Origin of the sequence: Microcoleus sp. B13-B6, assembly GCF_036705405.1 — a bacterium.
GTDB lineage: Bacteria > Cyanobacteriota > Cyanobacteriia > Cyanobacteriales > Microcoleaceae > Microcoleus.
On sequence record NZ_JAUBUJ010000032.1, the window covers coordinates 31,721 to 57,211 of the forward strand.

24 protein-coding genes are annotated in these 25,491 nt (G+C 47.1%); 14 read left to right on the forward strand and 10 right to left on the reverse strand.

Annotated features, from left to right (window positions below; translation table 11 throughout):
• Positions 1–79: 79 nt before the first annotated feature.
• Positions 80–883, reverse strand: a complete 804-nt coding sequence (locus tag QUB35_RS16515; protein WP_333142890.1) for an SDR family oxidoreductase — start codon at positions 881–883, stop codon at positions 80–82.
• Positions 865–1,074 (reverse strand): hypothetical protein, encoded by a 210-nt coding sequence (locus tag QUB35_RS16520; protein WP_333142891.1) that lies wholly within the window; start codon positions 1,072–1,074, stop codon positions 865–867. Before QUB35_RS16520 ends, QUB35_RS16515 begins: the two co-directional genes overlap by 19 nt.
• A 261-nt stretch (positions 1,075–1,335) precedes the next feature.
• Here QUB35_RS16520 and QUB35_RS16525 point away from each other — a divergent pair, with 261 nt between their 5' ends.
• The gene (locus QUB35_RS16525; protein WP_333142892.1) at positions 1,336–2,262 is read left to right on the forward strand and encodes a DMT family transporter; all 927 of its coding nucleotides are present in this window, start codon (positions 1,336–1,338) and stop codon (positions 2,260–2,262) included.
• Between the two features lie 198 nt (positions 2,263–2,460).
• Positions 2,461–3,318, forward strand: a complete 858-nt coding sequence (locus tag QUB35_RS16530; protein ID WP_333142893.1) for an Hpt domain-containing protein — start codon at positions 2,461–2,463, stop codon at positions 3,316–3,318.
• Between the two features lie 135 nt (positions 3,319–3,453).
• Here the strand turns inward: QUB35_RS16530 and QUB35_RS16535 are convergent, their stop codons facing one another.
• Positions 3,454–3,828 carry a hypothetical protein gene (locus tag QUB35_RS16535; RefSeq protein WP_333142894.1) on the reverse strand — a complete coding sequence of 125 codons (375 nt, stop codon included), beginning with the start codon at positions 3,826–3,828 and terminating at the stop codon, positions 3,454–3,456.
• A gap of 631 nt (positions 3,829–4,459) precedes the next feature.
• On the opposite strand from QUB35_RS16535, the gene QUB35_RS16540 reads away from it, so the two are divergent.
• The 4 genes from QUB35_RS16540 (at position 4,460) to QUB35_RS16555 (ending at position 9,854) form a co-directional block, all read left to right on the forward strand.
• Complete coding sequence (locus tag QUB35_RS16540) at positions 4,460–6,982, forward strand: ATP-binding protein (RefSeq protein ID WP_333142895.1); 2,523 nt, start codon at positions 4,460–4,462, stop codon at positions 6,980–6,982.
• 143 nt (positions 6,983–7,125) lie between these two features.
• Positions 7,126–8,589 carry a CIA30 family protein gene (locus QUB35_RS16545; RefSeq protein WP_333142896.1) on the forward strand — a complete coding sequence of 488 codons (1,464 nt, stop codon included), beginning with the start codon at positions 7,126–7,128 and terminating at the stop codon, positions 8,587–8,589.
• A 139-nt stretch (positions 8,590–8,728) separates the two neighbouring features.
• On the forward strand, positions 8,729–9,607 hold the full coding sequence (locus QUB35_RS16550; RefSeq protein WP_333142897.1) for a sugar ABC transporter permease: 879 nt from the start codon (positions 8,729–8,731) through the stop codon (positions 9,605–9,607).
• A 103-nt stretch (positions 9,608–9,710) separates the two neighbouring features.
• On the forward strand, positions 9,711–9,854 hold the full coding sequence (locus QUB35_RS16555; protein WP_333142898.1) for a hypothetical protein: 144 nt from the start codon (positions 9,711–9,713) through the stop codon (positions 9,852–9,854).
• A 33-nt stretch (positions 9,855–9,887) separates the two neighbouring features.
• On the opposite strand, the gene QUB35_RS16560 is transcribed toward QUB35_RS16555, so the two are convergent.
• Positions 9,888–10,589 carry a DUF4079 domain-containing protein gene (locus QUB35_RS16560; protein ID WP_333142899.1) on the reverse strand — a complete coding sequence of 234 codons (702 nt, stop codon included), beginning with the start codon at positions 10,587–10,589 and terminating at the stop codon, positions 9,888–9,890.
• Between the two features lie 602 nt (positions 10,590–11,191).
• Between QUB35_RS16560 and QUB35_RS16565 the strand changes: the two genes are divergently transcribed.
• The gene (locus tag QUB35_RS16565; protein ID WP_333142918.1) at positions 11,192–11,272 is read left to right on the forward strand and encodes a hypothetical protein; all 81 of its coding nucleotides are present in this window, start codon (positions 11,192–11,194) and stop codon (positions 11,270–11,272) included.
• 239 nt (positions 11,273–11,511) lie between these two features.
• Here the strand turns inward: QUB35_RS16565 and QUB35_RS16570 are convergent, their stop codons facing one another.
• A complete protein-coding gene (locus QUB35_RS16570; RefSeq protein ID WP_333142900.1) occupies positions 11,512–11,934 on the reverse strand; it encodes a DUF6335 family protein in 423 nt (140 codons plus the stop codon).
• A 238-nt stretch (positions 11,935–12,172) separates the two neighbouring features.
• On the reverse strand, positions 12,173–12,379 hold the full coding sequence (locus QUB35_RS16575) for a hypothetical protein (RefSeq protein WP_333142901.1): 207 nt from the start codon (positions 12,377–12,379) through the stop codon (positions 12,173–12,175).
• A 165-nt stretch (positions 12,380–12,544) separates the two neighbouring features.
• Between QUB35_RS16575 and QUB35_RS16580 the strand changes: the two genes are divergently transcribed.
• Positions 12,545–12,958: a peptide chain release factor 1 gene (locus tag QUB35_RS16580; RefSeq protein ID WP_333103423.1), complete on the forward strand. Its 414-nt coding sequence runs from the start codon at positions 12,545–12,547 to the stop codon at positions 12,956–12,958.
• A gap of 240 nt (positions 12,959–13,198) precedes the next feature.
• Here QUB35_RS16580 and QUB35_RS16585 read toward each other — a convergent pair whose 3' ends face one another.
• From QUB35_RS16585 to infC, 3 genes are all read right to left on the reverse strand, one after another.
• Positions 13,199–13,675 carry a Crp/Fnr family transcriptional regulator gene (locus QUB35_RS16585; RefSeq protein WP_333142902.1) on the reverse strand — a complete coding sequence of 159 codons (477 nt, stop codon included), beginning with the start codon at positions 13,673–13,675 and terminating at the stop codon, positions 13,199–13,201.
• A gap of 193 nt (positions 13,676–13,868) precedes the next feature.
• On the reverse strand, positions 13,869–16,910 hold the full coding sequence (locus QUB35_RS16590; protein WP_333142903.1) for a HEAT repeat domain-containing protein: 3,042 nt from the start codon (positions 16,908–16,910) through the stop codon (positions 13,869–13,871).
• 106 nt (positions 16,911–17,016) lie between these two features.
• Positions 17,017–17,553: a translation initiation factor IF-3 gene (gene infC / locus QUB35_RS16595; protein WP_006635262.1), complete on the reverse strand. Its 537-nt coding sequence runs from the start codon at positions 17,551–17,553 to the stop codon at positions 17,017–17,019.
• Between the two features lie 417 nt (positions 17,554–17,970).
• On the opposite strand from infC, the gene QUB35_RS16600 reads away from it, so the two are divergent.
• Together QUB35_RS16600 and iscB are read left to right on the forward strand one after the other, a co-directional pair.
• Positions 17,971–18,993, forward strand: coding sequence for an alpha/beta fold hydrolase (locus QUB35_RS16600; RefSeq protein WP_333142904.1), 1,023 nt, complete (start codon positions 17,971–17,973; stop codon positions 18,991–18,993).
• Positions 18,994–19,248: 255 nt separating this feature from the next.
• On the forward strand, positions 19,249–20,526 hold the full coding sequence (gene iscB, locus QUB35_RS16605) for an RNA-guided endonuclease IscB (RefSeq protein WP_333142905.1): 1,278 nt from the start codon (positions 19,249–19,251) through the stop codon (positions 20,524–20,526).
• A gap of 31 nt (positions 20,527–20,557) precedes the next feature.
• Here the strand turns inward: iscB and QUB35_RS16610 are convergent, their stop codons facing one another.
• Positions 20,558–20,761: a hypothetical protein gene (locus QUB35_RS16610; RefSeq protein WP_333142906.1), complete on the reverse strand. Its 204-nt coding sequence runs from the start codon at positions 20,759–20,761 to the stop codon at positions 20,558–20,560.
• Positions 20,762–20,810: 49 nt separating this feature from the next.
• Between QUB35_RS16610 and QUB35_RS16615 the strand changes: the two genes are divergently transcribed.
• The 4 genes from QUB35_RS16615 (at position 20,811) to QUB35_RS16630 (ending at position 25,321) form a co-directional block, all read left to right on the forward strand.
• Positions 20,811–21,185 carry a hypothetical protein gene (locus QUB35_RS16615; RefSeq protein WP_333142907.1) on the forward strand — a complete coding sequence of 125 codons (375 nt, stop codon included), beginning with the start codon at positions 20,811–20,813 and terminating at the stop codon, positions 21,183–21,185.
• A gap of 575 nt (positions 21,186–21,760) precedes the next feature.
• Complete coding sequence (locus tag QUB35_RS16620) at positions 21,761–23,548, forward strand: N-acetylmuramoyl-L-alanine amidase (protein ID WP_333142908.1); 1,788 nt, start codon at positions 21,761–21,763, stop codon at positions 23,546–23,548.
• A gap of 177 nt (positions 23,549–23,725) precedes the next feature.
• Entirely contained in the window at positions 23,726–24,586 is an 861-nt protein-coding gene (murI, locus tag QUB35_RS16625) for a glutamate racemase (protein WP_333142909.1), read from the forward strand.
• Between the two features lie 180 nt (positions 24,587–24,766).
• Positions 24,767–25,321, forward strand: a complete 555-nt coding sequence (locus QUB35_RS16630; RefSeq protein WP_333142910.1) for an NYN domain-containing protein — start codon at positions 24,767–24,769, stop codon at positions 25,319–25,321.
• Positions 25,322–25,491 lie beyond the last annotated feature (170 nt).

Here is a 25,491-nt window from a genome sequence, read left to right on the forward strand (position 1 = left end):
CGCGTTACTAATAATTTGTCTGGTGCTTATGGCGCACCTTACCAATTAGCAATTACCAATTAGCAATTACCAATAAGTCTCACAGCTTGCCCTTTTCCATTGCCCACTGCATCAAACCGGGGAACAAACGATAAGCTTCCGACGCTACAAAAGCAGGGCCGACGGTAACTTCTGCACGCTGATTTTTCACAGCATCCCAGATAGCTTTAGCAATATCTTCGGGCTGAGTTGCCCACTCAGATTTCAGCATTTTGCTCATTTGCTGGCGGCGCGATTCGACTGCGGGTTCGTCTCGATCGCGAAATTGAGCTCTTTCTAAAAAATCGCTGTTAATCAGGCCCGGATGCACGGCGCAAACGTGAATACCTTGAGGCGCTAATTCCAATCGCAAAGTTTCTGTTAAACCGGTTACTGCATATTTGCTGGCGCAATAAGCAGTCATTTGAGGCAAAGGCATTTTGCCGCCAATGGAACCAACATTGACTATTGTCCCTGTTTTTCGTTCCAAAAAATGTGGCAACATTTCTTGAATTGTGTTAACGCAGCCCCAAAAATTGGTATTCATTAATTGCTGCCAGTCTTCGGAGGTAGTGTGCTCGATCGCCCCCGTGAGACAAATGCCAGCATTGTTAACTAAAACATCGATGTGGCCGCAGGCATCTAGGGCTTTTTGGACGATCGCCCGCACTTGTTGAATGTCGCCCACATCCCCCGGAATAGCTACAGCGGAAGTGCCTTCTCGCTGCACTTGGGCCGCTGCTGCTGCCAATCTCTCTGGCTGGCGAGCTACCATAACTACATCGTAACCTTTACTTGCAAATAAAATTGCTGTTGCTTTGCCGCTTCCTTGAGAAGCGCCTGTAATCAAAACTGTCGGAGCCATAGATAGTTATAAATTGTAATATCAATTCCGGCTGAACCGGAATGAGTGTTGACTGTTGACTGTTGACGGTTGACTGTTAACTGTTTGAATAATACCGATGCAACCGGAAACGAGATGATTCGGACTTGTTTGATGTTGAATTTTGTAGGGCGGGTTCGCAAACAATAATTGCCCGTAATATACAATTTCATAAACCCGCCCTGCCCCTACTATACATTAATATTTCTTGGATATGGGAATTTTTTAAGAAGGGCGATCGGTTTTTTTTTAACGAACCACGAAGACGCGAAGGAAGAGAAGGGAAGAGAAGGGAAGAGAAAGTCTTCAGAAAGTGTTCAGCATTATGTAAAAATTGCTATATAAATTTTCCCAATGCCCAATGCCCTGTTTGGCCAATGCCCTGTTTGGCCAATGCCCAATGCCCTGTTTGGCCAATGCCCAATGTCTAAAAAATGAATCTTCCGAAACAAACGCCGAATTGGTCGATCGCCCTAGTGTTAATTATCGGCGTTTTAGCCGTCTCAACTTCCTCCATCTTAATTCGGCTGGCTAACTTTTCAGCAGGGGCGGGCGGTTTGGGTTTCAGTCTGGTGCTCGCGGCCTCTCGTCTGACTTTATCTGCTTTAATTCTGCTTCCGGCTTGGCGGAAAATTCAGTGGAACGCCCTGCAACCGGGAGCTCGGCGCTATGCTGCTACTGCGGGTTTGTGTCTCGCCCTGCACTTTGCCCTCTGGATAACCTCACTTTCTTATACTTCGATCGCCGCCTCGACTGCTCTCGTCACCACTAATCCTGTCTGGGTAGCGCTTTTGTCGCGCTTCTGGTTCGGGGAAAAACTCAGCAAACTGTCGATCGCTGGCATTACTATAGCCCTGATTGGGGGAATGGCGATCGCTCTGGGAAGTGCGGGCGCAGCTAATGCTGGCAGCAGCCAACTGCTAGGCGATTTCCTTGCTCTGGCTGGTTCCTGGGCTGTTAGCTTGTATTTGCTGCTGGGCCGGGAAGCTCAGCGGCGGGGGCTGGGAATTGGCGGCTATATCGCGATCGCCTATACTGTGGCTGCGATCGTCCTGCTCCCTCTCCCCTTCGCCTTCGGCACTACTTATACTAATTACCCCCACATTGTATATTTTTATATTTTGTTAACGGCCGCTGTGCCTCAGTTAGTCGGCCACACCATTTTGAACTGGGCTGTAATGCAGATTTCCCCAACTCTGGTAACTCTTGCTATCCTGTTTGAACCGGTGGCGGCGAGTTGGTTGGGTTATTTGCTGTTTGGGGAAATGCCGGCGCCGGCGGTACTCGTAGGTGCTGCGGTGCTGCTGTTGGGGGTAGCAACCGCTACCGTCGGAGCCAAAAAAATTACTGTCAACAGTTAAGAGTTAACAGTTTTCGACATTGCCACTACAGTTGCCGTGAGTCAGAATAAAACAAATTAGGGCTTAAAAACAAAAATAACTCGTCAGTTAAATATCGGTTCCCAACTATCAAATGTCTGATTAATGACAACAGTCAACTGACAACAGTCAACTGACAACAGTCAACCGCTCCTAGGGTGCCTTTCGGAGAATAAAATTATGCTGCCAGAACAACTACAGCGGATCATCGGCTACTTTATCGAAGAAGCCACAGAACAGATCCAAATTATCGAACCAGGCTTGCAGGACCTGCAAAACACCGTGCCAGCTCCCCAAAGAATACACCAGCTCATCCGAGCCTCGCACTCGATTAAAGGGGGAGCAGCTATGCTCGGATTTAGCAGCATTCAGCGCATTGCTCATCGTTTGGAGGATTATTTAAAGCTGCTGAGAGAATGTCCGATCGCCATTGATAGCAGGCTACAATCGCTCTTAACCGAAGTTTTTGATATTTTAGCAGCCCTCGTGTCCAAGGTTTCTAAGGGTTTTGGGCTCAACCACGAAGACGCAAGCCAAATGCTCTCCCTCGCCGAACCGGTTTTTGACGAACTCGACGCTTACCTGAGAGTCCGAATTCCCACTCGCCTGACGGTGAGAGCTACTACGGACGAACATATTCACGTTTTCTCCGGTTACTGCACCTCCCTGAGCGAATTTTCCTCGGCTATCGCTTCGCGCGTCGGTTTGCTCGGAGGCACTATTACCCGCCACGAACAGGATAGCCAGGGCCTACGCCTTTGTGTTGACATTTACCTGCCGCCTTACACCAGGATCGAAAACATCCGCCAAGCTGTCGAACTATCCGGTGCTATTATCGGGAATGTTCAGACGCAGCGCGACTTTTCGCTGCTGGCAACTGCGGATTATCCGGTTTACCAAAGTGCGATCGAACCTCCCGCAATTTGCATCGGATGCCGCTACTATTACGGCAGAAGCGACGGCGGCTACCTGCTCAACTGCACGATCCATCCCCGCGGCCCGGAAACAGAAGATTGTCGCGATCGCGAACCGGAATAACCGCTGAAAACTCAGCCCTCGGAAGCACGATTGGCCACCCGAAAAACTATTCAGAAACCAATATTTTCCCTGAAACTTTTCACATTACCCCCTCCAAATTCTTTTTGAGTTGCTAGATAACGAGATATTTGTCTCTTAGACAACTAAATCCTTCTTCCTTCTGAAACCTCCCCTAACCACTGATACCGCAACTCGAATTAATTGCATCATGCTTGCAGGATGAGCGATCGCCCAGACATTGATTGTCAGACAAGTGATTGCCATAACTAGCAAGATGTATGTCGGAGGCATTACTACCCCGATCGCGAACCAGGTAAAAACGTGAAATATCATTGCTGTAGCCCAAAGGCTGGCCACACCCACAGACGCCCAAATTTGCATTCGAGGTCGGTTTAGTCCTGTCAAAATCGCTGTCAGCAAAGTATTCAGCAAGTTTGCCGGAACTAAAAAGGCACAGATAGCTATGCAGTAGGTATGAGAAAATTCAGTAACTGTATTGAAGTCGATCATCAGTCTAATTGTCGGGCCTGTTGGGTATACTTAAAGAGCTTAGCGTGACTTGACTTTCAGATATTGTCACCCTTACCTTAACTTAATATTTCAGTAAGTAGGCCGCTCTGGAGACGCATTTCTCTCGGGAGCATCTCATATTTGTACAAACACTTCTTCTGGCGCCTGACTTCTTCCTTCTGACTCTTTTCTCCTGACTCCTGACTCCTGACTCCTAACTCCAATTTCTAGCGGAGGGCTGCTTTCATTGAGATGCTCCCTTTCTCTCCCCCTTTTCCAGCAGGAAAAATTTTACCACAAATATTAAAGTTTGGGGAAATTATTAAACATACTGGAAGAATGGCAAAAATAGCTGTGATAATTAACATCGGGAAGCGATAGTATAGAAGAGCCAAGTCTGTAAAATTTCTAGAAGGCTGAGGCTGCTAGAACAGCAACACATACGGCAGGCTGATTTTCGACTCAATCATTTTTGATTCGCTGATTCTCGGATGATGGATTCTCAGTGTCCGTCAAGGGAGCGAGCCGTTATGCGATCGAACAATATGAGATTATTATGGAAAAGCCAATTTGCTCTCAAATCTCAAATCAATAGAACCCTCTAGAAATTTTACAGCGGAAGACAAAGAAAATGGATCTACAAATCACAATTCCCGCGCTCGAAGAAGTTGACTTGACAAACTGCGACAGAGAACCGATTCACATATCGGGGCACATTCAGCCACACGGGGTGCTACTTGTTGTACGAGAACCTGAACTAGAAATACTGCAAGTCAGTGAAAATACGCAAGATTTGTTAGGAGTAGAGCCGGAAAGTGCGATCGGTCAAGATTTGAGCTTATTATTCGATAGAGTTCAACTAGAAAAACTCAATGCCTGTTTGCGGAATGAAAACTTAAAAACAGTCAATCCCATTAAACTCTCTGTTCATAAAGCAGGTAAATCTTTAGAATTTGACTGCATCCTTCACAGAGTAGAAGGAGTTTTGATTGTCGAGTTAGAATTAGCTACCAGCCAAGAAAATATTTCGGTTTTTAGCTTTTATCATTCAGTAAGAGCCACTGTTAGCAAAATTCAAAGTGCTAAAAATCTCAAAGAATTATGCCAACTGACTGTAGAAGAAGTCAGGAAAATATCTGGTTTTGATAGAGTTATGGTCTATCAATTTGACCACGAAGGCAACGGGGCTGTGATCGCTGAAGACAAAGCAGAAATGCTGAGTCCTTTCTTAGGATTAAACTACCCCAGCTCAGATATTCCCAAACAAGCCAGACAACTGTATGCGTTAAATTGGCTGAGGTTAATCCCAGATATTAATTATCAACCAGTCCCCCTTGTTTCAGGAAACCATGCTCTTACCACCCAGCCCCTCGACCTGAGTTTCAGCGTGTTGAGAAGCGTTTCTCCCATTCACATAGAATACCTGCAAAATATGGGCGTTGCAGCTTCGATGTCAATCTCGTTAATCAAAGACAAAAAACTGTGGGGATTGATTGCTTGCCACAACTATACACCAAAATACCTCAACTATGAATTGCGTGCCGCCTGCGAATTTATCGGGCAAGTAATGTCCTTAGAACTGCAATCAAAAGAAGGAAACGAAGACTACGACTATCAACTACACTTAAAATCTATTCTCACCAAGATTTTTGAAGACATATCCACCTCCGAAAACTTGTCACAAGTCTTAGTTAAATGTCAGCATAATTTGCTAGAAGCAGTCAACGCCCAGGGAGCAGCAATAGTATTTGGAGACAATTGCTATCGAGTCGGGCAAACACCCCAGGGAGAAGCGCTCAAATACTTAACTCAGTGGGTGCAAAATCACCTAAACAAAGAAATTTTTTCTACAGACTCGCTGACCAAATGCTATCCAGAAGCTGAGGAATTTAAAGACACGGCCAGCGGGTGTTTGGCCATAGCAATATCCCCGACTCAGAAAATCTACGTTTTGTGGTTTCGCCCGGAAGTAATTAAGACCGTAAATTGGGCAGGCAACCCCAACAAACCAGTTGAAAAAGATGAAGAGGGCCACCCTCGACTGTCTCCTAGGAAATCCTTCGAGCTGTGGAAGGAAAATGTGAGGTACAAATCGTTGCCTTGGAAACAATGCGAAATAGACGCTGCATTGGAACTGAAAAAAGCAATGATTAATATAGTGCTACGCCAAGCCGACAAACTCGAAAAATTAAATACAGCACTAGAAGCATCAGTCGCCAGAGAACGAGAAAAAACTGCTAATTTAAAAACAGCGATGTCCGAGCTTAAGCGGGCGCAAACTCAATTGGTGCAAAGCGAAAGAATGTCAAGTTTGGGACAGTTGGTGGCGGCGGTAGCTTATGAAGTCACTAACCCGATTAACTTCATCTACGGCAATCTTAGCTATGCTAATGAATACAGTCAAAAAATGATTAATTTATTGCAGCTTTACGAGCAGCACTATCCGTCGCCTTCGCCAGAAGTTCAAGCACAAATAGAAGCAGTAGAATTAGAGTTCATAGTTGAAGACTTACCGAAGTTGCTGGGCTCAATGAAAGTAGGAGCTAACCGCATCCGCGAGATAGTTCAGTCGCTGCGAAATTTCTCTAGAATTGACGAAGCAGAGATTAAACCAGTTGACATTCACGACGGATTGGACAGCGCTTTGTTGATTTTGAGCAACCGACTCAAACCGAAGCCCGATCGCCCAGCAATTCATCTCATCAAAGAATATGGCTCTCTGCCTTTGGTTGAGTGTTACGCAGTTCAAATCAACCAAGTATTTATGAATGTACTGACAAATGCAATTGATGCTCTCGAAGAGGCCTTTGTCAACAATAATTTATCGTCGCACTGCGGGGGCGAAGAAGAGCCAGTGACGTGCGGACAAATTCGGATTGTGACTGAAATTTGTCCGGGAGGAAAAGCCGTAGCAGTTCGGATCAAGGACAACGGTTGGGGCATGGAAGAAAAAGTTTGCCAGAAAATTTTTGAGCCGTTTTTTACCACAAAACAGGTGGGCAAAGGTGCGGGGATAGGTTTGGCGATTAGCCACGAAATTGCGGTAGAACAACACGGTGGCAAATTGACTTGCATTTCCGCCCCCGGAGAGGGAACCGAGTTGATTATTGAGATTCCCTTAAGCCAAACTCATCCCCAACCCATTGTCAAGTGAAAAAAAGTCCGCGCAAGCGAAGCTATCTTCCCGCAGGGGTTCCCGAAGGGTAGGCGAGGAAATCGCCCAAATTCAAAAATCGAAAATTCGATTAAAATACAAAAGCAGCTAAGTAGATTTGAGCCAATTCAGAGGAAGCTAATATGACTGAAAAAAAAACCGCCCAATGGGATGCCGGCCGGTTTCTCCAAACCTTGGCTTATTTCGGCGTCATTCCCTTCATTGGCAGCATTAGCTGGCTGCAACAACTCTTTGGAAGCAGCAGCAAAACTAAAAAAGACCAACCCAAACTAATACTGGTAGCCGGTGCTACCGGCGGCGTCGGGAAGCGAGTTGTCAAGCGGCTGCAACAGCGGGGATATAGAGTGCGAGCTCTCGTCAGAGATACCAAAAGAGCAACAGAAATTCTCGGCCAAAATGTCGAGTTAGTCGAAGGAGATATCACTCTGCCAGAAACCCTAACACCGTTAGTAACCGAGGGCATAGAAGCAGTTATCTGCTGCACCGGCACGAAAGTTCAACCGGTAGAAGGAGACACCCCCACCAGGGAAAAATACTATCAAGGCATCAAATTTTATATGCCGGAAGTTGTCGATGTTCCCGAAATCGTGGAATACAAAGGCCTCAATAATTTAGTGCAAGCTGTTCGCCGCCAGCTAATTCAAGCAGGCGAAAAAATAATTTTTGACTTCACAAAACCCAGCCAAGATTTAAAAGAAACTTGGGGAGCCCTCGACGACATCGTGATGGGCGGCACCAGCGAAAGTTCGATTCGGCTGACAGACAATACTGCTTTATTCACAGGCAATGTTTCTACTGCCAACTCGGGCGGCTTTGCTTCGGTGCGTACCCGCAACTTTGATACTCCGCTCAATCTCGCAGGATTTAGTGGCCTCCAACTACGTGTCAAAGGGGACGGCAAGCGCTACAAGTTGATTGTTCGCAACGAAGCTAAATGGGATGGAATTGGCTATTGCTATTCGTTTGATACTGTTTACAATATCTGGATTACTATCACTGTTCCTTTTGACCAATTAATCCCAGTATTCCGCGCGAAAACTGTTAAGGATGGCTCTAAATTTGATGCCAGCACTATTTTTTCTTTTCAGTTAATGTTGAGCAAGTTTGAATATGATGGCGCGCTCAACCCGAAATTTACACCGGGTCTTTTTCAACTGGAGTTAGAATCTATTAAAGCTGATGGGGGACAGACTTTGCCGCGATTTGTGATGGTGAGTTCGGCAGGAGTTACCCGCCCTGGCCGCCCTGGAATTAACTTGGAAGAAGAACCGCCGGCTGTCAGGATGAATGATATGTTGGGGGGGATTTTGACTTGGAAGTTGAAAGGGGAAGATTGCGTGCGATCGAGCGGCATACCTTATACTGTGGTCAGACCTTGCGCTTTGACTGAAGAACCGGGAGGCAAAGCTTTAATATTTGAGCAAGGAGACAATATTAGGGGCAAAGTCAGTCGGGAAGATATTGCAGAATTGTGCGTGGAGGCTTTGGAACAACCTCAAGCTTGCAACGTTACTTTTGAGGTAAAAGAGGGGGACAATGCTAGTTCTCCCGGAGACTGGCAGGGTTTGTTTTCGGGAGTTAAATAAGTGTTAATCCCTTATTACTCGGCGGTTGAAACCGCGTCTACACAAACCAAGTCTGCCTCCGCAGACTAAGAAATAACTGGTTCCCAGGCTCGGGCTGGGAACGAGTAATAACTAATAACTAATAACTAATAACTAATTTATGCCTTTGACTTTTTTGCGACAAAACCTGACTCCTTATTTGTTTTTACTTCCGGCTTTATTTATTTTGAGTTTGACTGTTTTGTGGCCGGCGGTGCAAGCTTTTTATTTGAGTTTTACCAACTACGAATATGATTTAACTCAAATGCCGCAGTGGGTGGGGTTGAAGAATTTTTACAGGTTGTCGGGCGATCGCACATTCTGGCAAACTTTGACGAATACCCTGCTATATCTGACCTGCGTTGTGCCTGTATTGGTTGTTCTACCGTTGGGAATGGCGATTTTGTGCAATCAAAAACTTAAGGGGATGAACTGGTTTCGTGCAGCCTACTACACGCCGGCGGTGATTTCAATGGTTGTCGCCGGGATTGCTTGGAAGTGGCTGTTTGCTGAGACTGGATTGCTGAATCAGTTGGGGGAATTGTTGGGTTTACCTCCTGTTTCTTGGCTGGCTAATCCGAAGTTAGCAATCTTTAGCGTCATGGCGGTTACTATCTGGAAAGGATTGGGCTATTACATGGTGATTTATTTGGCAGGGCTGCAAGCTATTCCGGCAGAACTTTATGAGGCGGCTGCTATTGATGGTTCTGATGGTTTGGGCAAGCACTGGGATATTACTGTGCCGCTGATGAAGCCTTATTTAGTTTTAGTGGCGGTAATTTCGGCAATTTCTGCTACTAAGGTTTTTGAAGAAGTTTATATTATGACTCAGGGCGGGCCTCGCAATAGTTCTAAGACGGTTGTTTATTATCTTTACGAACGGGCTTTTAAGGATTTGGAAATTGGCTATGCTTGTACGATCGGGCTGGTTTTGTTTTTGCTAATTTTGGGTTTGTCGATTTTGCAAGTTAGCCTTCAGGGTTTGACTCGCAATGATTAAGATTTATGACTGATTAGTAGTGACTGAGATATTGCACCATTCTCATCTCAAGAACAGGCAAGATGCCTGTTCCACAATACATCACATCTCCAGAACAGGCAAGATGCTTGTTCCACAATACATCACATCTCAAGAACAGGCAAGATGCCTGTTCCACAATACATCACCTCTCAAGAACAGGCAAGATGCCTGTTCCACAATACATCAAATTGCTTGTGGGGTGTCCCGCCCTTCTAATTTCTACTAATTTTAGACTTGAATCTCTAAGTAATGCGATCGCTCACGGCTTTGGGCAGGTCTTATTGGTGAAATCACAGGTATAAATATAAGGTTTCTGCCAGTTCAGAGGAATTTCTAATAAATCCCTGGTTCCGGTCATTCCCTGTCCCAGAAAGAGCAGCACAGCGATCGAATTCAATACTACATGGATAGTGCGCCAGCGATTTGAACGGTCTTTGTAAATGTCTTCAATGATGGCAAGGGAGAAAACCATAATTAGCGCAGCGGTGATGCCAATGTAGTAGTGAGACCAATACCATTCATTGGTTCGCCGATAAACGCCATCTTGAGTGCCAAGAATCACCAAACCAGTACCTGTTAGGGTCGCAAATATGCCGCGCCATAAAGCGGGTGTCGCTCGATATAGCATCACCAAAGAGGCGACAGTTGCAACAAACATCAGGGCAATGAAAATGACCTGAAAGGAGTTTTTGCTCCAAACATCCTTGCTCAAAATATGCTCAAAAATCGGGTAGGCTAGACCCACCAACGTCACTCCTACCACAGAACCTGACAGCATTCGACCTGCTTTGACGTGTTCTGAACCGACTACAGGTGGAATTTTGCTCTTGGTGTCGATCGCAATTTGCTTCCGACGCTGCATGGTTTGCCACCCCATATTGAGAACAACACCAAGCATAGGAAAAACAATCGCTACAGCTAAAATAGGATGCAGCAAACCCAGAAAATCTTTAAATTCCATAAATAACCTTTTTGTTGAGGAGGGTTGGCTTCATCAACCCGGTTTTTGCCATACATAATATCATATCCGGCAATCTAACCACAGTAAGTTTGTAGTCAGGACTCATAGTAATTGTTCATCTGCCTAGAGATAACTGAAGTCCTGACTACAAACACGCTTTATGAAGGGTAACTCACCGGAAATGTTGATAAATCAGAAAATATAGCAGTTGTCAATTGGGCGAGCTACAGGTTTCTCAATTACGCAATGGAGCAATTACAATTACCTTGTTCTCAGGTAAACGAAAACTGCTGGTGGTAATGTCCGTGGCGGTTAGCCACTAATTCCCTGCATCGCTTTGAACCTATATCTTACTAGCCTTTCATTATGGAATAACTCTTCGCGAGAGTGAAAACACGTCGGCGCCGAACTCAACCAAATTACCCGGATAAGTTATAATTTGAAGACCTAATTTTTAAGGGTTTAACCCCTTTAATTTATAGAATTAATTAACTAATTGGTACACTAAAAAATAGTTTAATTTGTTATTATTTATGCTACGAAATTACCGGGAAGTCATTACCCGCGAGCCAATTTTATAAAAAATCTGGGGTTACGATTTTATGGGTGAGCCAAACATTATTAAAGTGTATATTCGTGCGTTACGGATTAAGTTAGAAGCAAGTAAGCTGTCGCGCATTTAAATTGTAGGTTCAGGGCGGGCGGGACGCCCACCCCACAATAGTTTGATTATTTTTTGACATCCAATTTAAATGCAGAACAGCTTAACTCAAAACGTCGGCTGCATACTGTTCGGGGAGTTGGATATGTGCTGCGAGAGCAAAAGTGAGGAGGGGCGGATTTACAAATACTTGGGATATGAAGTATGGATACTGGTGAACCCGCTCCTATTATACTACCTATTTTCTGGTAAAAAATTGACCTAAAAATCCGGTCGTTCCTGATAATCTTCCGCAGAACTCGGATCTAATTCCCAGCGACTTTCATCTCGATGTTCAAGCATATTTGTTGTGTTCAAAATAGCGCCATCGGGCATTTCTATGCCCGCAGCGGCTCCGAGTTCGTCAACAATATCCAGGTCGGGAGTAGGCGTGGTTCCGCCCACCGATTGCTCGCCAGTGGCACTTTCTTGTTCCGCAGCAGGATCGCCCTCCTCGCCACCGATTCGGGAACTGGTGGAAGAGTCTTCTGAACTGCTGTCCTGCAAAATTGTTATGTCGTCTTGGCTCAATCCCGGTTGATCGATGACGCCAGTACCGTAAGATTCGGTAATTTCTTGAGGCAATTCGCCCAAATTATCACCATCTCTTGTTGTTTTTGCGTTGCGTTCCTTTTGCTGTGCCACGAGACTTGCTCCTGTTGGTTTTTGAACTCAATTAAATTAAAAGTGTCCGACTTTCGCTTGAGCTGAATTATTTTTAGTTATTGCCAATTGATGTCATTAAGTGGCATCATAATTGCTATTTAAGCTAAAAGCTTCTATCCCAGGAAATATATGGATTACGATCGGCTATTTCATTGGGAATACAAAAAGCGATCGCCCTTTTGCAACGGGCGATCGCTTTTTAATGGGGATGTTAATTCTATTCGGGAAAATCAGGAATTATCCATTTGGGGGGTTCCGTGCGTTTCCTTCTCACCGCTTCCTCTGCTATTTCTAGCATTTTATCCAGAGAAGTATTTTCAATAAACTGGGACGTTGCTTCTGCGTATTCCCGCTTCGGGCACTTGTCGCCCAGAACGCAGCCATTGACGCAAGCTACAGCACAATCGACAGTGTTCTCCACCATAACTTTTTTCCTTTCACGGTTCCAACAACTAATAGGCAGCTACTCTGGGTGAATTTGTCAAGAGACAGCTCTATATCTTTATTTTACTTCACAAATTGTCATCAAAGGTCGATCGTCATGGCAAAAGTGTTATAAAATCAAAGCAACCTACCTAATCTGCCGATCGTGAGTAATTTTCTGCGGCGCTTAAAACTTTTACCTTGGCGAGAAATGCTGCAAATTGCCGCCCTCGTCAATTCAATCGTGATTGGATTGGAGTTATTTTTAGCCTGGGGTTTCACGCAATCCCGACCAATCCGCAACGTCGTGACGCTTCTTTACGGTTCCTCCCTGGGGACATTGATACCTTTCGCTGCTGCACTGGGAATGGGAGCTTTAGCAGTGTACTTTTTAGAGTATTGGCAACAACAATTTTTGCTCAACCGAATTAGTTTGTGGGTTTTAGTTTTCTGCGTACTCTTGGGTTTGGTGTTAAAGTCATTCCTACCCATCCCTCCTTTATTAGCAAGTTTATCGGAAGCTGCACTAATCGGAGTTACGGTGGGAGTTTTTTGGAAGGGCCGGCCTTATTGGCGATAGTCATGCCATTTTAGATTTTAAATTTTAGATTTTAGATTTTAGATTTTAGATTTTAGATTGGCTATGACTGATGAATATTCTGGTTTGGGGGTTGTCTATAGTTACATTTTTTTGTGAATCTAGTATAAGGTGCCAATAGCGGACACTAGCCAGAAAAATTGTGCGCTATTGGCACCTTACAGAAGATAAATTGTGCAGAATTACCGATCGACTAAAAACACAATTCTCAATTCCCCAATTTCATCGCATCTCAGGAACTCTCACAGTCTCTGTAGGCGGCATCATGGCTTCTCTAGCATTCAACTTTTGATTCAACTCCCGAATCCGGCGCGACAGCAAACGAATAATATTCACCGCAATTCCCGGCGTTTCATCAATCGCATCGTATAGCTGCATTTGAGTCAGCATCAAACACTCGGATTGTTCGAGAGTAGAAATAGAAGCCGATCGAGGTTCTGCATCAAACAGCGACATTTCCCCGAAACAAGCCCCCGCTTTCAACTGTGCCAAATCCCGATCGCCTATATGCACGCGCACCGTTCCCGATACCAAAATATAGAGAGACCGCCCTTCTTGTCCTTCCGTAAAAATCCTGTGCTTGGAAGGAAACGAAAGTTCATCCATTACCGATGCTAGACGCACGAGAAAATCATCCCGCAGTTCCTTAAAAATCGGAACCTCCCTCACAAACAATAGGCGTTCGACGCTTGTTAACATAATGAGATGCAGTGATTAATTTAAACTTAAACAAAGGAAGAGGCATTGGGCATTGGCCCGCGCAGGGCATTGGGCATTGGGCAAACAGGGCATAGTTTCTTTTTGTTCCCTCTTCCCTCTTCCCTCTTCCCGACATCCGTTACATCCGTTACATCCGTTACAGAATCCGTTGCCGAACTTCCTTCTTCCTTCTTTACCTTTTTCCCCCAGCACCCAACTCTGCCATCATCTCTTCAACTTGAGCGGATACCAAATTATCGGGGTCATTTTGCAGCCGGGGCAACAATTCGACCAAAGCCCGGGGCGAGGCTATTTTCAAATAGGCTAACACTGCTTCGCGGACAAAACCCGTCGGGTGCTGCAAACAGACGAGAGTTTGTTGAGCCGTAAGACTCCAACGCGCTTCTCTCGCCAAGTGAAAGCAGCAGGCCAAAGCCCAATCCGAAAGGAAGTGGCGCAATTCTAGCAAGCGGCGCAAACGATCGCTAGGGGCTAGAGGTTTGTAAACCATCAATTCCGAGAGGTTGCTCAATTTTTCTCTTTCCGAGTGTTGATCTAACAGATTGATGAGCGATCGCTTCCTAGCTATATCCACAGTATTATCGAGAATTTCCAATCCCCTAGCCACCAAAGAAGGTTGGCCAGAAGCGATGTTGAAAGCAGCGGCTTGTACCGTGTCCAGCGGATAAAGAAACTTCATCAGCAAAAAACACCGCTCCCTAGCATCAGCTTCCAACCCCGCCAGAGCACGCTGCAACAATTGAGCCGTATCGCCCCCATGTGCCCCAGTGCTGTTAGCACCCCCCGACAAATTGCCGTAGCTTGTTACCCCAGACAAATCTACCAGACCTGCATAAATTTGACCGATAAACATTAACTCCTGTTCGATAAGATTTTCCAAGCCGCTACGGCCGATGCGGTCTAGAACCCCTTCTATCCCCGCTTCCGAAGGCATTTTCAACAGGATGCGGAGGATATTGCGCCTCGTCGTTCCCCAAGCCGTCATCAAATTGCTCACCAAAATGTCGATCGCCTCATTTGTCCCAATTTGACCCAGAGCCGTCCAAGCTTGCAACCTGACCAAATCCGACTTGTGGATATCCTCAGCCAAATACACAAGCAAAGGAATGGCATCGTTGTGAAGTTTGACTATAGCCTGCAAAGCCGCTTCCCTAGTCGATTTGTAACCAAGTCCGCGCAGCAGCGAAGGATAATATTCTTCCGAATGAGTAGACGAAATCACGTCTAACAGAGCGCAGCGCACTCGCAGAGATTCATCTTGCAACAGATTGGGGATATGCAGCCGCAGTCCTTGCAAATAATCAGCTTCTCCCAGAGCCCGCGTCCCCATAACACGTTCCCGCTCTTGTTTGTGCGTCAGCATTTGGCGCAGCGTATTAGTAGCCTCTGCCTTTTGCAGGCGATCGCCCCTTCTCATAATTAAAGCAGCCGCCGTACCCCGCACCACCGGATCGACCGTCGGCTGCAAGTACGGCCGCAAGCTCTCAATATTCGGTTCAGCTTCCGTCAGCCAGATGTAGCGCAAAGCCAAGGCCAGAACCTCCGGCGGCAAGGATTGCTGCGAGAGTGCGCGGACAGATTCTAAATATGCGGGGTTCGGGTGTTGCAGCATCGTTTCCAAGCTCTGGCGCTGCAAACCTGCAGACAGCGAATCGAGGAGGGGAGCCAGAACTTCTCCGACATTTTTGGGGTCAATTTGCGTCAGGAGTTCTATGCAAGAGCGCTTTTCATCTTCGCCCCCCGGCTTTTGTAGAGTTTCCACCACTGCGCGCTTGAGAGCTTTGAGGTCAACGTCTGTGACGCCCAAGCGCCCCCGCTCCGCACTTTTGACCAACAAACCCACGTATTGAGAGCGGATCAACCATACGACAAACACCCACAACAGCGCCAATATGACGATCGCGCCAATAAATATCAAGCTTTGCTGGTCGTGAAATACATTTTCGTCTTGCTGGGGGAGTATCTTGCCTGTCACCCACAGCATAATCAGGATGCCTACTCCTGTAGCTCCGCAGGACAAAGGTTCGCCCACACCGTTGACCAAAGTTTGAATTCCCGATCGAATATTGTCGGGAATCGGTTGAAATAACACCGGGCTAACAGTTTCCAACAGCGTGTAGTGCAGCAGTTCGTCTAAAAATCTCAGCAATATCAGCCCGATGAACACAGATACTAGCTGGCCCAGAGATGCTCCTATGGTCAGCACCCCGAGTATAGCGATGCCCGCCGGCAAAATCATCGCCGTCACGAATACACCGATTCTTTCCACCAACCTGCTCGAAGCGAACCACTGAGTCGCCACTTGAAACAGGCCTTGTATGCCTTCATAAATGCCCAGGAAGCTAGCGATCCAGCTAGCTCCGTCCCCCGGATTTTGGTATTCTAACTGGCTGTAGAATTGGAAATCTACCAGCACGTAGACGACTTCTGCGAGGATAAAGAAACTGACTAGAGGTACGGCGTATTTTTGGAGCGGGCCTGTAACTTTGCGGGCGGTAAATTCTTCTTGGTCGTCCTCTTCGTCGTCATCCGTCCAGTGAGCCGTTTCCGGGAATGCTTGGCTGTATTTTTCCGTGAGGTAGTAGAGCAACACCGAGCCTGTCGCCACCATCAACCCCGATATGAGGGTAACGTTTTTGAGTCCGACTACGTACAGCAAAACAGGCAGAGAAAATCCGCTGACTACTCCAGCTACTAGATAACCGCTACTGACTAGCGGATAGGTGCGCTTGATTTCTCTAATATTAAACAGTTGGTTGGAAGTGATAGAAGTATTAAGGTCGTTGAGGACATAGCAAGCTTCTACCCACAGCCACATCAAAAAAATAGTAATAAAAGCGATGCTGACGCCAGCTATCTTAGTATTGTCGTAGCCGATGCCGAATCGAAACAAAAATAGCGGTATCGACATCATTGCCAAAACAACCACTACGGTGCGCCTTAGCGGCAGGATTTTTTGCAGCCACGAGTAGACAAATCCCAAGCCCGAACCGATAAAGGCGCTGGCTATGTAGATAAAGGGCATTTTGTCTGCACCAAATTCATCTAGAAAAAGACCTACTGTGCTGAGTTCCAGCCAGATCAGACCGACGGAGGTTAGAGTGTAGACGAGGAACATCAGTACGGTTCGCTCTACTTCTTCCGATCGCAGGTTAAGCGATCGCAGCACTCCTTGTCTTACTCCCGCCGAACCGCTGATTTGAAAATTTTCCATGCAGCGTTGATTTCCCTGTGTGGTAGCTTATTCCTGACTAACTTCGGAAGTCATCAGCTATCAGTCACCAGTTTATGACTGATGACTGCTACTAATGACTATCTATTTATACTTTCTTTGGCGACAGCAGCATCATCATACTGCGTCCTTCTTTTTTGGGGGCTTGCTGCACTTCTGCGATTTCCTGCAAATCTGTGGCCATGCGCTTAAGCAAGTCCTCTGCTAGGTTGCTGTGTTGGATTTCCCGACCTCTGAACATGATCGTGGCTTTTACTTTGTCCCCAGATTTGATAAAGCGGTCTGCTAGTTTGAGGCGCACTTGGTAGTCGTGTTCTTCAATTTTGTAGCGCATCTTCACTTCTTTAACATCGGCAGTGTGCTGCTTCCGCTTTGCTTCTCGCGCTTTCTTTTCCTGCTCGAATTTGTACTTCCCATAGTCCATTACCCGGCATACGGGCGGGTCAGCTTTGTCGCTGACAAGTACGAGATCGAGTTCTTTTTCTTCTGCGAGGCGCAGCGCTTCTGCAGGCGTCAATATCCCTAGTTGCGCGCCGTCGGTATCGATTACCCGGATTTTGGGGTATCGAATATTTTCGTTAATCTGAGGTAGGTTGCGATTTTGTCTTCTTTCAATCACAGGCATGAATGGTTTTACAAGCAGTAGTTTAATAGCGAAGCTTCTTGATAGTTACAGGTTTGAGCGGTCAATTTTTCACGATTGACGATCGAACTGTTTTATAAGGTGTTACCCTTACCGGACGTACTACCGCGCCCTATGTCCCCTCCGCTAAAGCCTTGGGGAATATTTGGACTGATCGTAAATGAATTCTTACAATACTTGCTATTCTACTCACTCTGGCTGAGTTTCTGCCTAGTTTTATTTTAACTTCACACACGATCGCCCGCCCCCTTGCCCGATCGATGACAAAACCGTCAAAAATTCAGGGTAAAAGCTTAAGGATGAGGTAAAACCGCTTTTCCTAGCCCATCTCGCCCCGTCTGGCAAGTCACCCAAGTCGCCTGATGTGCCTTGTAGAATAGGTATAAGAAGTGTAAATTTATGTTGCGATCTGAGGCAAAATTGACAAATTCTCTGCTGTGGCACCAACGGGTGGGAACTCAACGAGACTGGATGTGGCGGGGTTGGCAAACTCGCTACACTTATTTGCGGCCCGATGGGGGACGAAATCAAGGCGCGATCGAATCTCAAGATTCTGCGGCCGAACCCAGGGCCCCGCGCGCATCGGGAACGCCGATTATTTTACTGCACGGGTTTGGAGCTTCGATCGGTCACTGGCGACAAAATCTCGCCCAACTCGCCGAAAACCAAACGGTTTACGCCTTGGATTTGTTGGGGTTTGGCGCTTCCCAAAAAGCTCCGATCGACTACTCTGTGTCTCTGTGGGTCGATCAAGTTTATGATTTTTGGCTAACTTTTATCAGAGAGCCAGTAATATTGGCAGGAAACTCGATCGGCTCGCTAATTTGTCTGGCCGTAGCCGCAGCTCACCCGGACATGGTGGCCGGCACGGTGATGATTAGCCTCCCAGACCCCTCTGTGCGAGCCGAGGCGGTGCCAGGATGGCTGCTTCCGGCGATCGAAGCGGTTGAAAGTTTGTTTGTTTCTCCGATCGTACTCAGGCCTTTGTTTTATTTTGCCCGCAAGCCTTCCTTTGTCCGTCGCTGGGTTGGCTTTGCCTACTCCAACCCCGAAGCTGTTACCGACGAATTAGTGGAAATTCTAGCAGGGCCTGCGGGCGATCGGGGAGCAGCCCGCGCCTTCTGCGCTTTATTTAAAGCTGTAGGGAGTACACAATTTTGCCCCAGTGTCAAGACTGTGCTGCGAAATTTAAGAATCCCGATGCTATTAATTTGGGGCAAACAAGACCGGATGATTCCCCCTCGGTTCGCCCGACCCCACCAATTTGTCGAATGCAACCCCAATTATTTAGAGCTAGTTGAATTAGACAATGCGGGCCACTGTCCCCAGGATGAATGCCCGGAACAAGTAAATCAAGCCATTTTGAACTGGATGAGCCGGAATTTTGCACCTATGGGCGAGAGCGAATTGCAGCACTGTTGATTAGACGTCAACTACCGCACACCAACCCGAAGGGTCTGGTGTGGGCTTGAAAAAGCCTGTTGACCAGACGGCTAGTTCTTGACTAGCAGGCGTTAAGACCAAGCGTTAAACTTCGTACCTTGAAATGCGTGCCAGTTTCAAGCTCTACAACCGAGCAATTAAACAGGTGATTAAGGGAAAGCCAGTGTTGCTCAGATAGTACCGAGTCTTAACATCGTCGAGGCAAACTTAACCAAGAAATTGAGTGATGCAGTAATGCGTACATTTGTCCTAGATAAAAACTTGAAACCTCTTGACCCATGCCACCGGGCACGGGCAAGAGAACTATTGAAAAAAGGGAGGGCTAAGGTTTTTAAACGCTATCCGTTTACCATTGTTTTACAGGATAGGATTCTCGAAGATTCGGTAACTCACTGTCACCGAATCAAAATTGACCCAGGTAGTAAAACTACGGGTATTGCCGTGGTTCAAGAGCAAACAGGTCGCGTCACGAACGCATTAGAAATTGCTCACCGAGGGCAACAAATTAAAGATACTCTCGAATCTCGCAGAACGCTCAGAAGAGGGCGTCGCAACAGAAAGACCCGTTACCGCCAACCCCGTTTTTTAAACAGAACCCGTAAAACAGGATGGTTGCCACCATCTCTTGATAGCCGTGTTGCCAATATTGAAACCTGGGTTAGGCGAATCAGAAAGGTCTGTCCCGTTACCGCCATTTCTCAAGAATTGGTGCGTTTCGATTTACAACAGTTCCAGAATCCTGAAATTTCTGGAATCGAATATCAAAGGGGCGAATTATTCGGTTTTGAAATTAAGGAATATTTACTGCAAAAATGGAATAGGAAGTGCGCTTATTGCGGTGCGACAAATGTTCCTTTCGAGGTTGAGCATATTCTCGCCAAGTCTAAGGGAGGAAGTAATCGGGTCAGCAATCTGTGTCTTAGTTGCCATTCCTGCAACCAAGCCAAGGGAAGTAAACCCGTTGAAGAATTTCTCAAGAAAAAACCTGAAATCCTTCAGCGGATACTAGCCCAAGCCAAGACACCTCTACTGGATGCAGCAGCCGTCAATGCTACTCGTTGGGAGCTATACAGAAGACTACAGTTAACCGGACTGCCCGTGGAATTGGGTTCAGGGGGACGAACAAAATTCAACCGCCAAACCAGGGGAATAGAAAAACAGCATTGGACTGATGCAGCTTGTGTCGGGGAATCAACTCCCGAAAGACTACTGCTAAATAGCGTGAAACCTTTGCTAATTAAGGCTAAGGGACACGGAAGAAGACAGCGCTGCGGAACCGACAGATTTGGGTTCCCCATTCGTCATGCACCGGCCCAAAAGTTCTTCATGGGTTTTCAAACTGGGGACTTGGTGAAAGCTAACGTCCTCACTGGAAAATATGCAGGAAGCTACACAGGCAGAATTGCAATTCGGTTTAGACCAAGTTTTAAGCTAACCGCAAGAGACAAATGTTTTGACGTGCATCCAAAACATCTGACAACTATTCATAAGGCTGATGGCTATGAATATTAGTCCTAAAAACAAGGATGCCCTGTCGGGCAACTTATTTATTGGCGACAATTTCCCAGACGCTAATCCGTTGGCGGTACTCGCGGAGCTCGATATATCCGCCTCGGTTATAGCGTCCGCCCCCTTGTCGCATTTTAGGTGGACGACTCATGGAGCAAAGTAAGTCTGCGTCTTTCTGTGATGTCATGTATCTACTGTTATTGATGGTTGCTTCTTTGAGAAGCTCAGAGATTGACACAATCACCAAGATAGTGTATCTTCTCTAACTGGTAGTACAGATCCAAGTTATGCAGTTAGTCGAAAGGCAAGTCATTAAACCAAATCACAGGTTTTACCCAGAAGCCGATCGATTGTCTTTGCTGTCCAACAAACTTTACAACTGCGATAACTACTATATCTACGGTCAAAACTTTTTCTCAGGTCAACTAACCAATGCTCTGGGTGTCTATCGAACACTCAAAAAGAGTCTAAAGTACAAAGCATTGCCGGCCCAAGTAACACACAAAACTCTCCCGTTACTGCTGAAAACATGGACTAGCTATCATAGTGTTAAATTGGCGGGCGCGATCGCGATCGCCCCACTAAGTTTCAAGCAGCACCGAAAATCCATGATTAAAAAATTCAGAAAAAAGAGAGCAGGGGCGATATGTAGTTGTATTTAACTGTCAATCTGTTAGCAAAAAAGCTTTACCCAAAGAATATGTCAGTTGGTCTGGGACTAACATTTGGAGGCCTTGAAAAGTTACCTAAATCTTGAAAATCCGGATTGTTCGCGAGGTAAGTTGTTAAGTTATTGAGGTAGTTTAGGAAAAGTTAGAACAAAACGCAAGTGTAAAGCGGATTATAACCCTGGCCGTAACGAGCTTCGCCAACATTAAAGAGCTATGAAACCCCTCCCTGGAAAAACGGTAAAATTCTACCTTCTAACTTGTACCTTCTAACTTGTACCTTCTAGCTTCAAGAAACACCTTGTTTCTTGCTCCTAAAAATAAATACCTTCCCTTGTGCCAACAATCTTTCAGTCTGCTTATAACCGATCGCCCCCAAGTATACGGGAAAGTTCAAAAATGCCGGGATCTGGCATTTTGGAGCCTGTTAACGCATAAAAAAGTCAATTTAGCCAACAACTGACGGCCCCCGTGCCCCCGGTCTGCTGGCGGCTAACTGCTGAAAGCCTCTGAGGGCAAGCAGCGCCCTTCCAGCTTTTGGCAGTAACGCAAACGAGGAAAAAACTGTCGTGAAATTCCACTGGCTACTACCGAGTTTCTTAAGTGTATTTTTGCTCGCCGGAGCCGCCGAAGCAGCTAGACTGCAATCTTGGCGGTTTGATGCTTCAGAGAACCGGCTTTACATTACAACAGAGGGGGGAGTACAACCCAAGGCTCAACTGATTTTCAACCCGATGCGGTTGGTAATCGACTTGCCGGGGACGAGTCTGGGCCGTCCCTCGGTCAGCAGACCGCTCTCAGGGGCGATCGAATCGGTGCGGGTAGGGCAGTTTGACAACAATACGACCAGAATTGTGGTCGAGATCAGAGACGGGTTTACTATAGACCCTCAGCAAGTAAGATTCCGGGGTATTTCTCCGAGCGAGTGGACAGTGGATTTGCCAACGCCGGTGCGGGGAGAAACTCAAAATCCGATTTCAGAGCCAGGGGGAGAAAGGTTATCGGTTGAACCTTCAGCATCCCAAGCCCAGTCTGGCGAGGCGACTGTAGTTCAGAACGTTCAGGTGACGGCGGACGGTTTTTTAGTCCGCACTGCGGGCGGTCGCCCCCAAATTAATTTTGAACAAAGTCGCGCTGGGGACATCGCCACCCTCGATATTGAAGGAGCGAGTTTAGCGCCGGGTCTAAGCAGCCAACAGCCTCAAACGAACGGCCAGCACGGGGTTGACAAGATTGAAGTCCGGCAACTGCCAACAGACCCGCCCGTTACCCGCGTGACTTTGCGGATGAAGAGTCCTAATACTCAGTGGCGGGCGTCTGTGAGCAATTTGGGCGGGGTTGTGCTATTGCCTGGAAGTGTAAGACAGCCCTCGGTTCCCCGCAGCCTGACTGTAGCTCCTCCGGCGAGACAAGCTCAAGGAAATTTAGCGAGAGTTCAGTCAATTGATTTAGCCAGTAACGGCACGCAACTGGTGGTGAGAACTGACCGCCAAGTCTCCTATACCAGCGGGTGGGATCAGGGGTCGAGAGCTTACTGGATCAGGATCGCCTCTAGTGTCCTGACGGGCGAAATTCCTCAGCTCGATGCCAACAGTCCTGTATCGTTTAGTGCCAGCCAAGAAGATGCGGAGACTGTGGTGGTTTGGGTGCAGCCGCGATCGGGGGTAGAGGTCGGCAGGGTGACGAGGCCGAACCCGCAGTTGCTGTCTTTGCAGTTGCGATCGAATGCTAGCGCGCAGCCTTTGACTCGCACTCCCAATTTGCAGCCTTTGCCGAGAAGGACTTTCGGAACCGATGAGTTGCCCCAAGCTTCTAACCGCCGCGCCGTAGTAGTGATCGATGCTGGTCACGGTGGCCGCGATCCGGGGGCAGTCGGGATTCAGGGCATTCAGGAAAAGGAGATTGTTTTGGATATCTCGCTTCAGGTGGCGAGGCTGCTGGAACAGCAAGGGGTGCAGGCGGTGATGACTCGGACTGACGACAGGGAAATCGACCTGGATCCCCGAGTTTCTTTGGCGGAACGGGTGAATGCTAGTGTGTTTGTCAGCATTCACGCTAATGCGATTAATATGAGTCGGCCGGATATCAATGGCATTGAGACTTATTATTTCAATAACGGCCAAGATTTGGCCAGGGTGATTCACGCCAGTATTTTGGAGGGGACGGGGGCGAGTGACCGCCGAGTGCGGCAGGCGAGATTTTATGTTTTGAGGAAGACTTCTATGCCTTCTGTTTTGCTGGAGGTGGGTTTTGTTACGGGTGCTGAAGATGCTGCTAGGCTTTCTGACCCAGCTTACCGCAGTCAAATGGCGGCTTCGATCGCTCGCGGCATTTTGCTTTATCTTCAACAAAGATAATGGGCAGTGGGCAGTTGACTGTTGACTGTTGACTGTTGACTGTTGATTAATGTTATTGGTTATCTGTTATTAGCCACTGCAAACGATTAACAAATGACAACTGCCAACTGCCAACTGCCAACTGCCAACTGCCAACTGCCAACTGCCAACTGCCAACAGATAACTAACTATTAACAAATGACAACAGACTCTGGACAACAAAGAATCGGTATTTTTGACAGCGGCGTGGGCGGTTTGACTGTTTTGACCCAGTTGTACCGACAATTGCCCAACGAATCGATACTTTATTTTGGAGATACGGCGAGGCTGCCTTACGGCACTCGCACGCCGTCGGAAATTGTGGAGTTTGTCCGCGAAATTATGGCCTGGTTGGTGGAACAGGATGTGAAAATGGTCATTATGGCCTGCAACACCAGTTCTGCTTTGGCGATGGAGATGGTGCAGGCTGAATTTGATATCCCGGTGCTGGGAGTAATTCTGCCGGGGGCGCAGGCTGCGGTGCAGCAAGGCAAGCGGATCGGGGTCATCGCAACTCCTGCTACGGCTGCTAGCAATGCTTATCGAAATGCGATTTTGGAGATGGACGATTCTTGCCTAGTTTGGCAGGTTAGCTGTCCGGCTTTTGTGCCGCTGGTGGAGCAAAACCGGATTCACGACCCTTATACTTGTGAGGTGGCTCGGGAATATTTGGCTCCTTTGATTCAGCAGCGCATCGATACGCTGATTTACGGCTGCACTCATTATCCGCTGTTGGCTCCTGTGCTTCGCTCGCTTTTGCCTGCTGGGGTGACATTGATAGATCCTGCGGTACGGGTGGTGGCTGCTGCTGCCAGAGAATTGGAGCTTTTGGGGCTGCGGAATCCTGGTACTGCGCTACCGACTCGTTTTTGCGTGAGCGGCCCCCCGCAGCAGTTTGCCGAGTTGTCGGTGCAGTGGCTCGGTTGTACTCCTGCTGTTGAGAAAATATCCCTGCCGACAGTTGTACGTAGCGAAGCGGGGCGTAAGCCATCGCCCGTATCGCTGGAATCTGCCGAATAAGCCGGAAAATTTATAGGTTAATCAAACCCCCCAAAACTCAGGTAAAGCTGGCTCTGGGGGGTTTAATTATTGCGATGTAACCTAGCCATTACACATCAATAGGTAATATTATTGAACAAAAGCTTTGATGAACAATGCAAATAATGTCCTATACGTGCTGGAGCTCTTCAGCCTTGAACCATGTCACTCTATGTATCACAAGCAGTTTTACTTGTAGACGGCTATAACATAATTGGACTTTGGCCTCGACTCCGAGAGAAGCGCGATCGCGACGAACTCGAAACAGCTCGCCGCGAGTTGATTGAGGTTTTAGTTAACTACAGCGCCGTTCAAGATTTTGAGGCCAGGCTGGTATTTGACGCGCACTATCGAGATACTCCCAGCGTTAAAGAAATTATTACTAAAAATTTATCGGTGCACTACACTGACTTCGGTCAGACAGCAGATACTTATATTGAAAAATCTTGTGCTAGTTTGCGCTACGAGTTGCGATCGGTCAAAGGTAAAGGCCGCATGATTGTCGCCACCTCAGACCGAGCGCAGCAATTGACCGTAGTCGGCTACGGTGCCGAATGGATGTCCGCCGAACAACTAGCGGCTGACGTAGAATCCACTGCCCGCCGCAGCGAGCGCCGGCACAAATCCCGCAAACAAAATTCCAGTCGCTTTCTCGCCAGTTCCCTCGATCCAGAATCCCAGCAGCGCCTCGCCAAGTTGAGAATGGGGCTGCATTAACTGCTGAAACCCGCTCGCTGTCTGATAAAAAAAAAAGTTTCTCAAAGGCCTTGCCAAATCGAGTAAGTTCAGCTATTGTTAGTAAATGTGGGTAACAAAAACCCCTAATCCTCGGTAGCTCAGTGGCAGAGCGGTCGGCTGTAATGAATGCAAGCCTTTGGCATCAACCA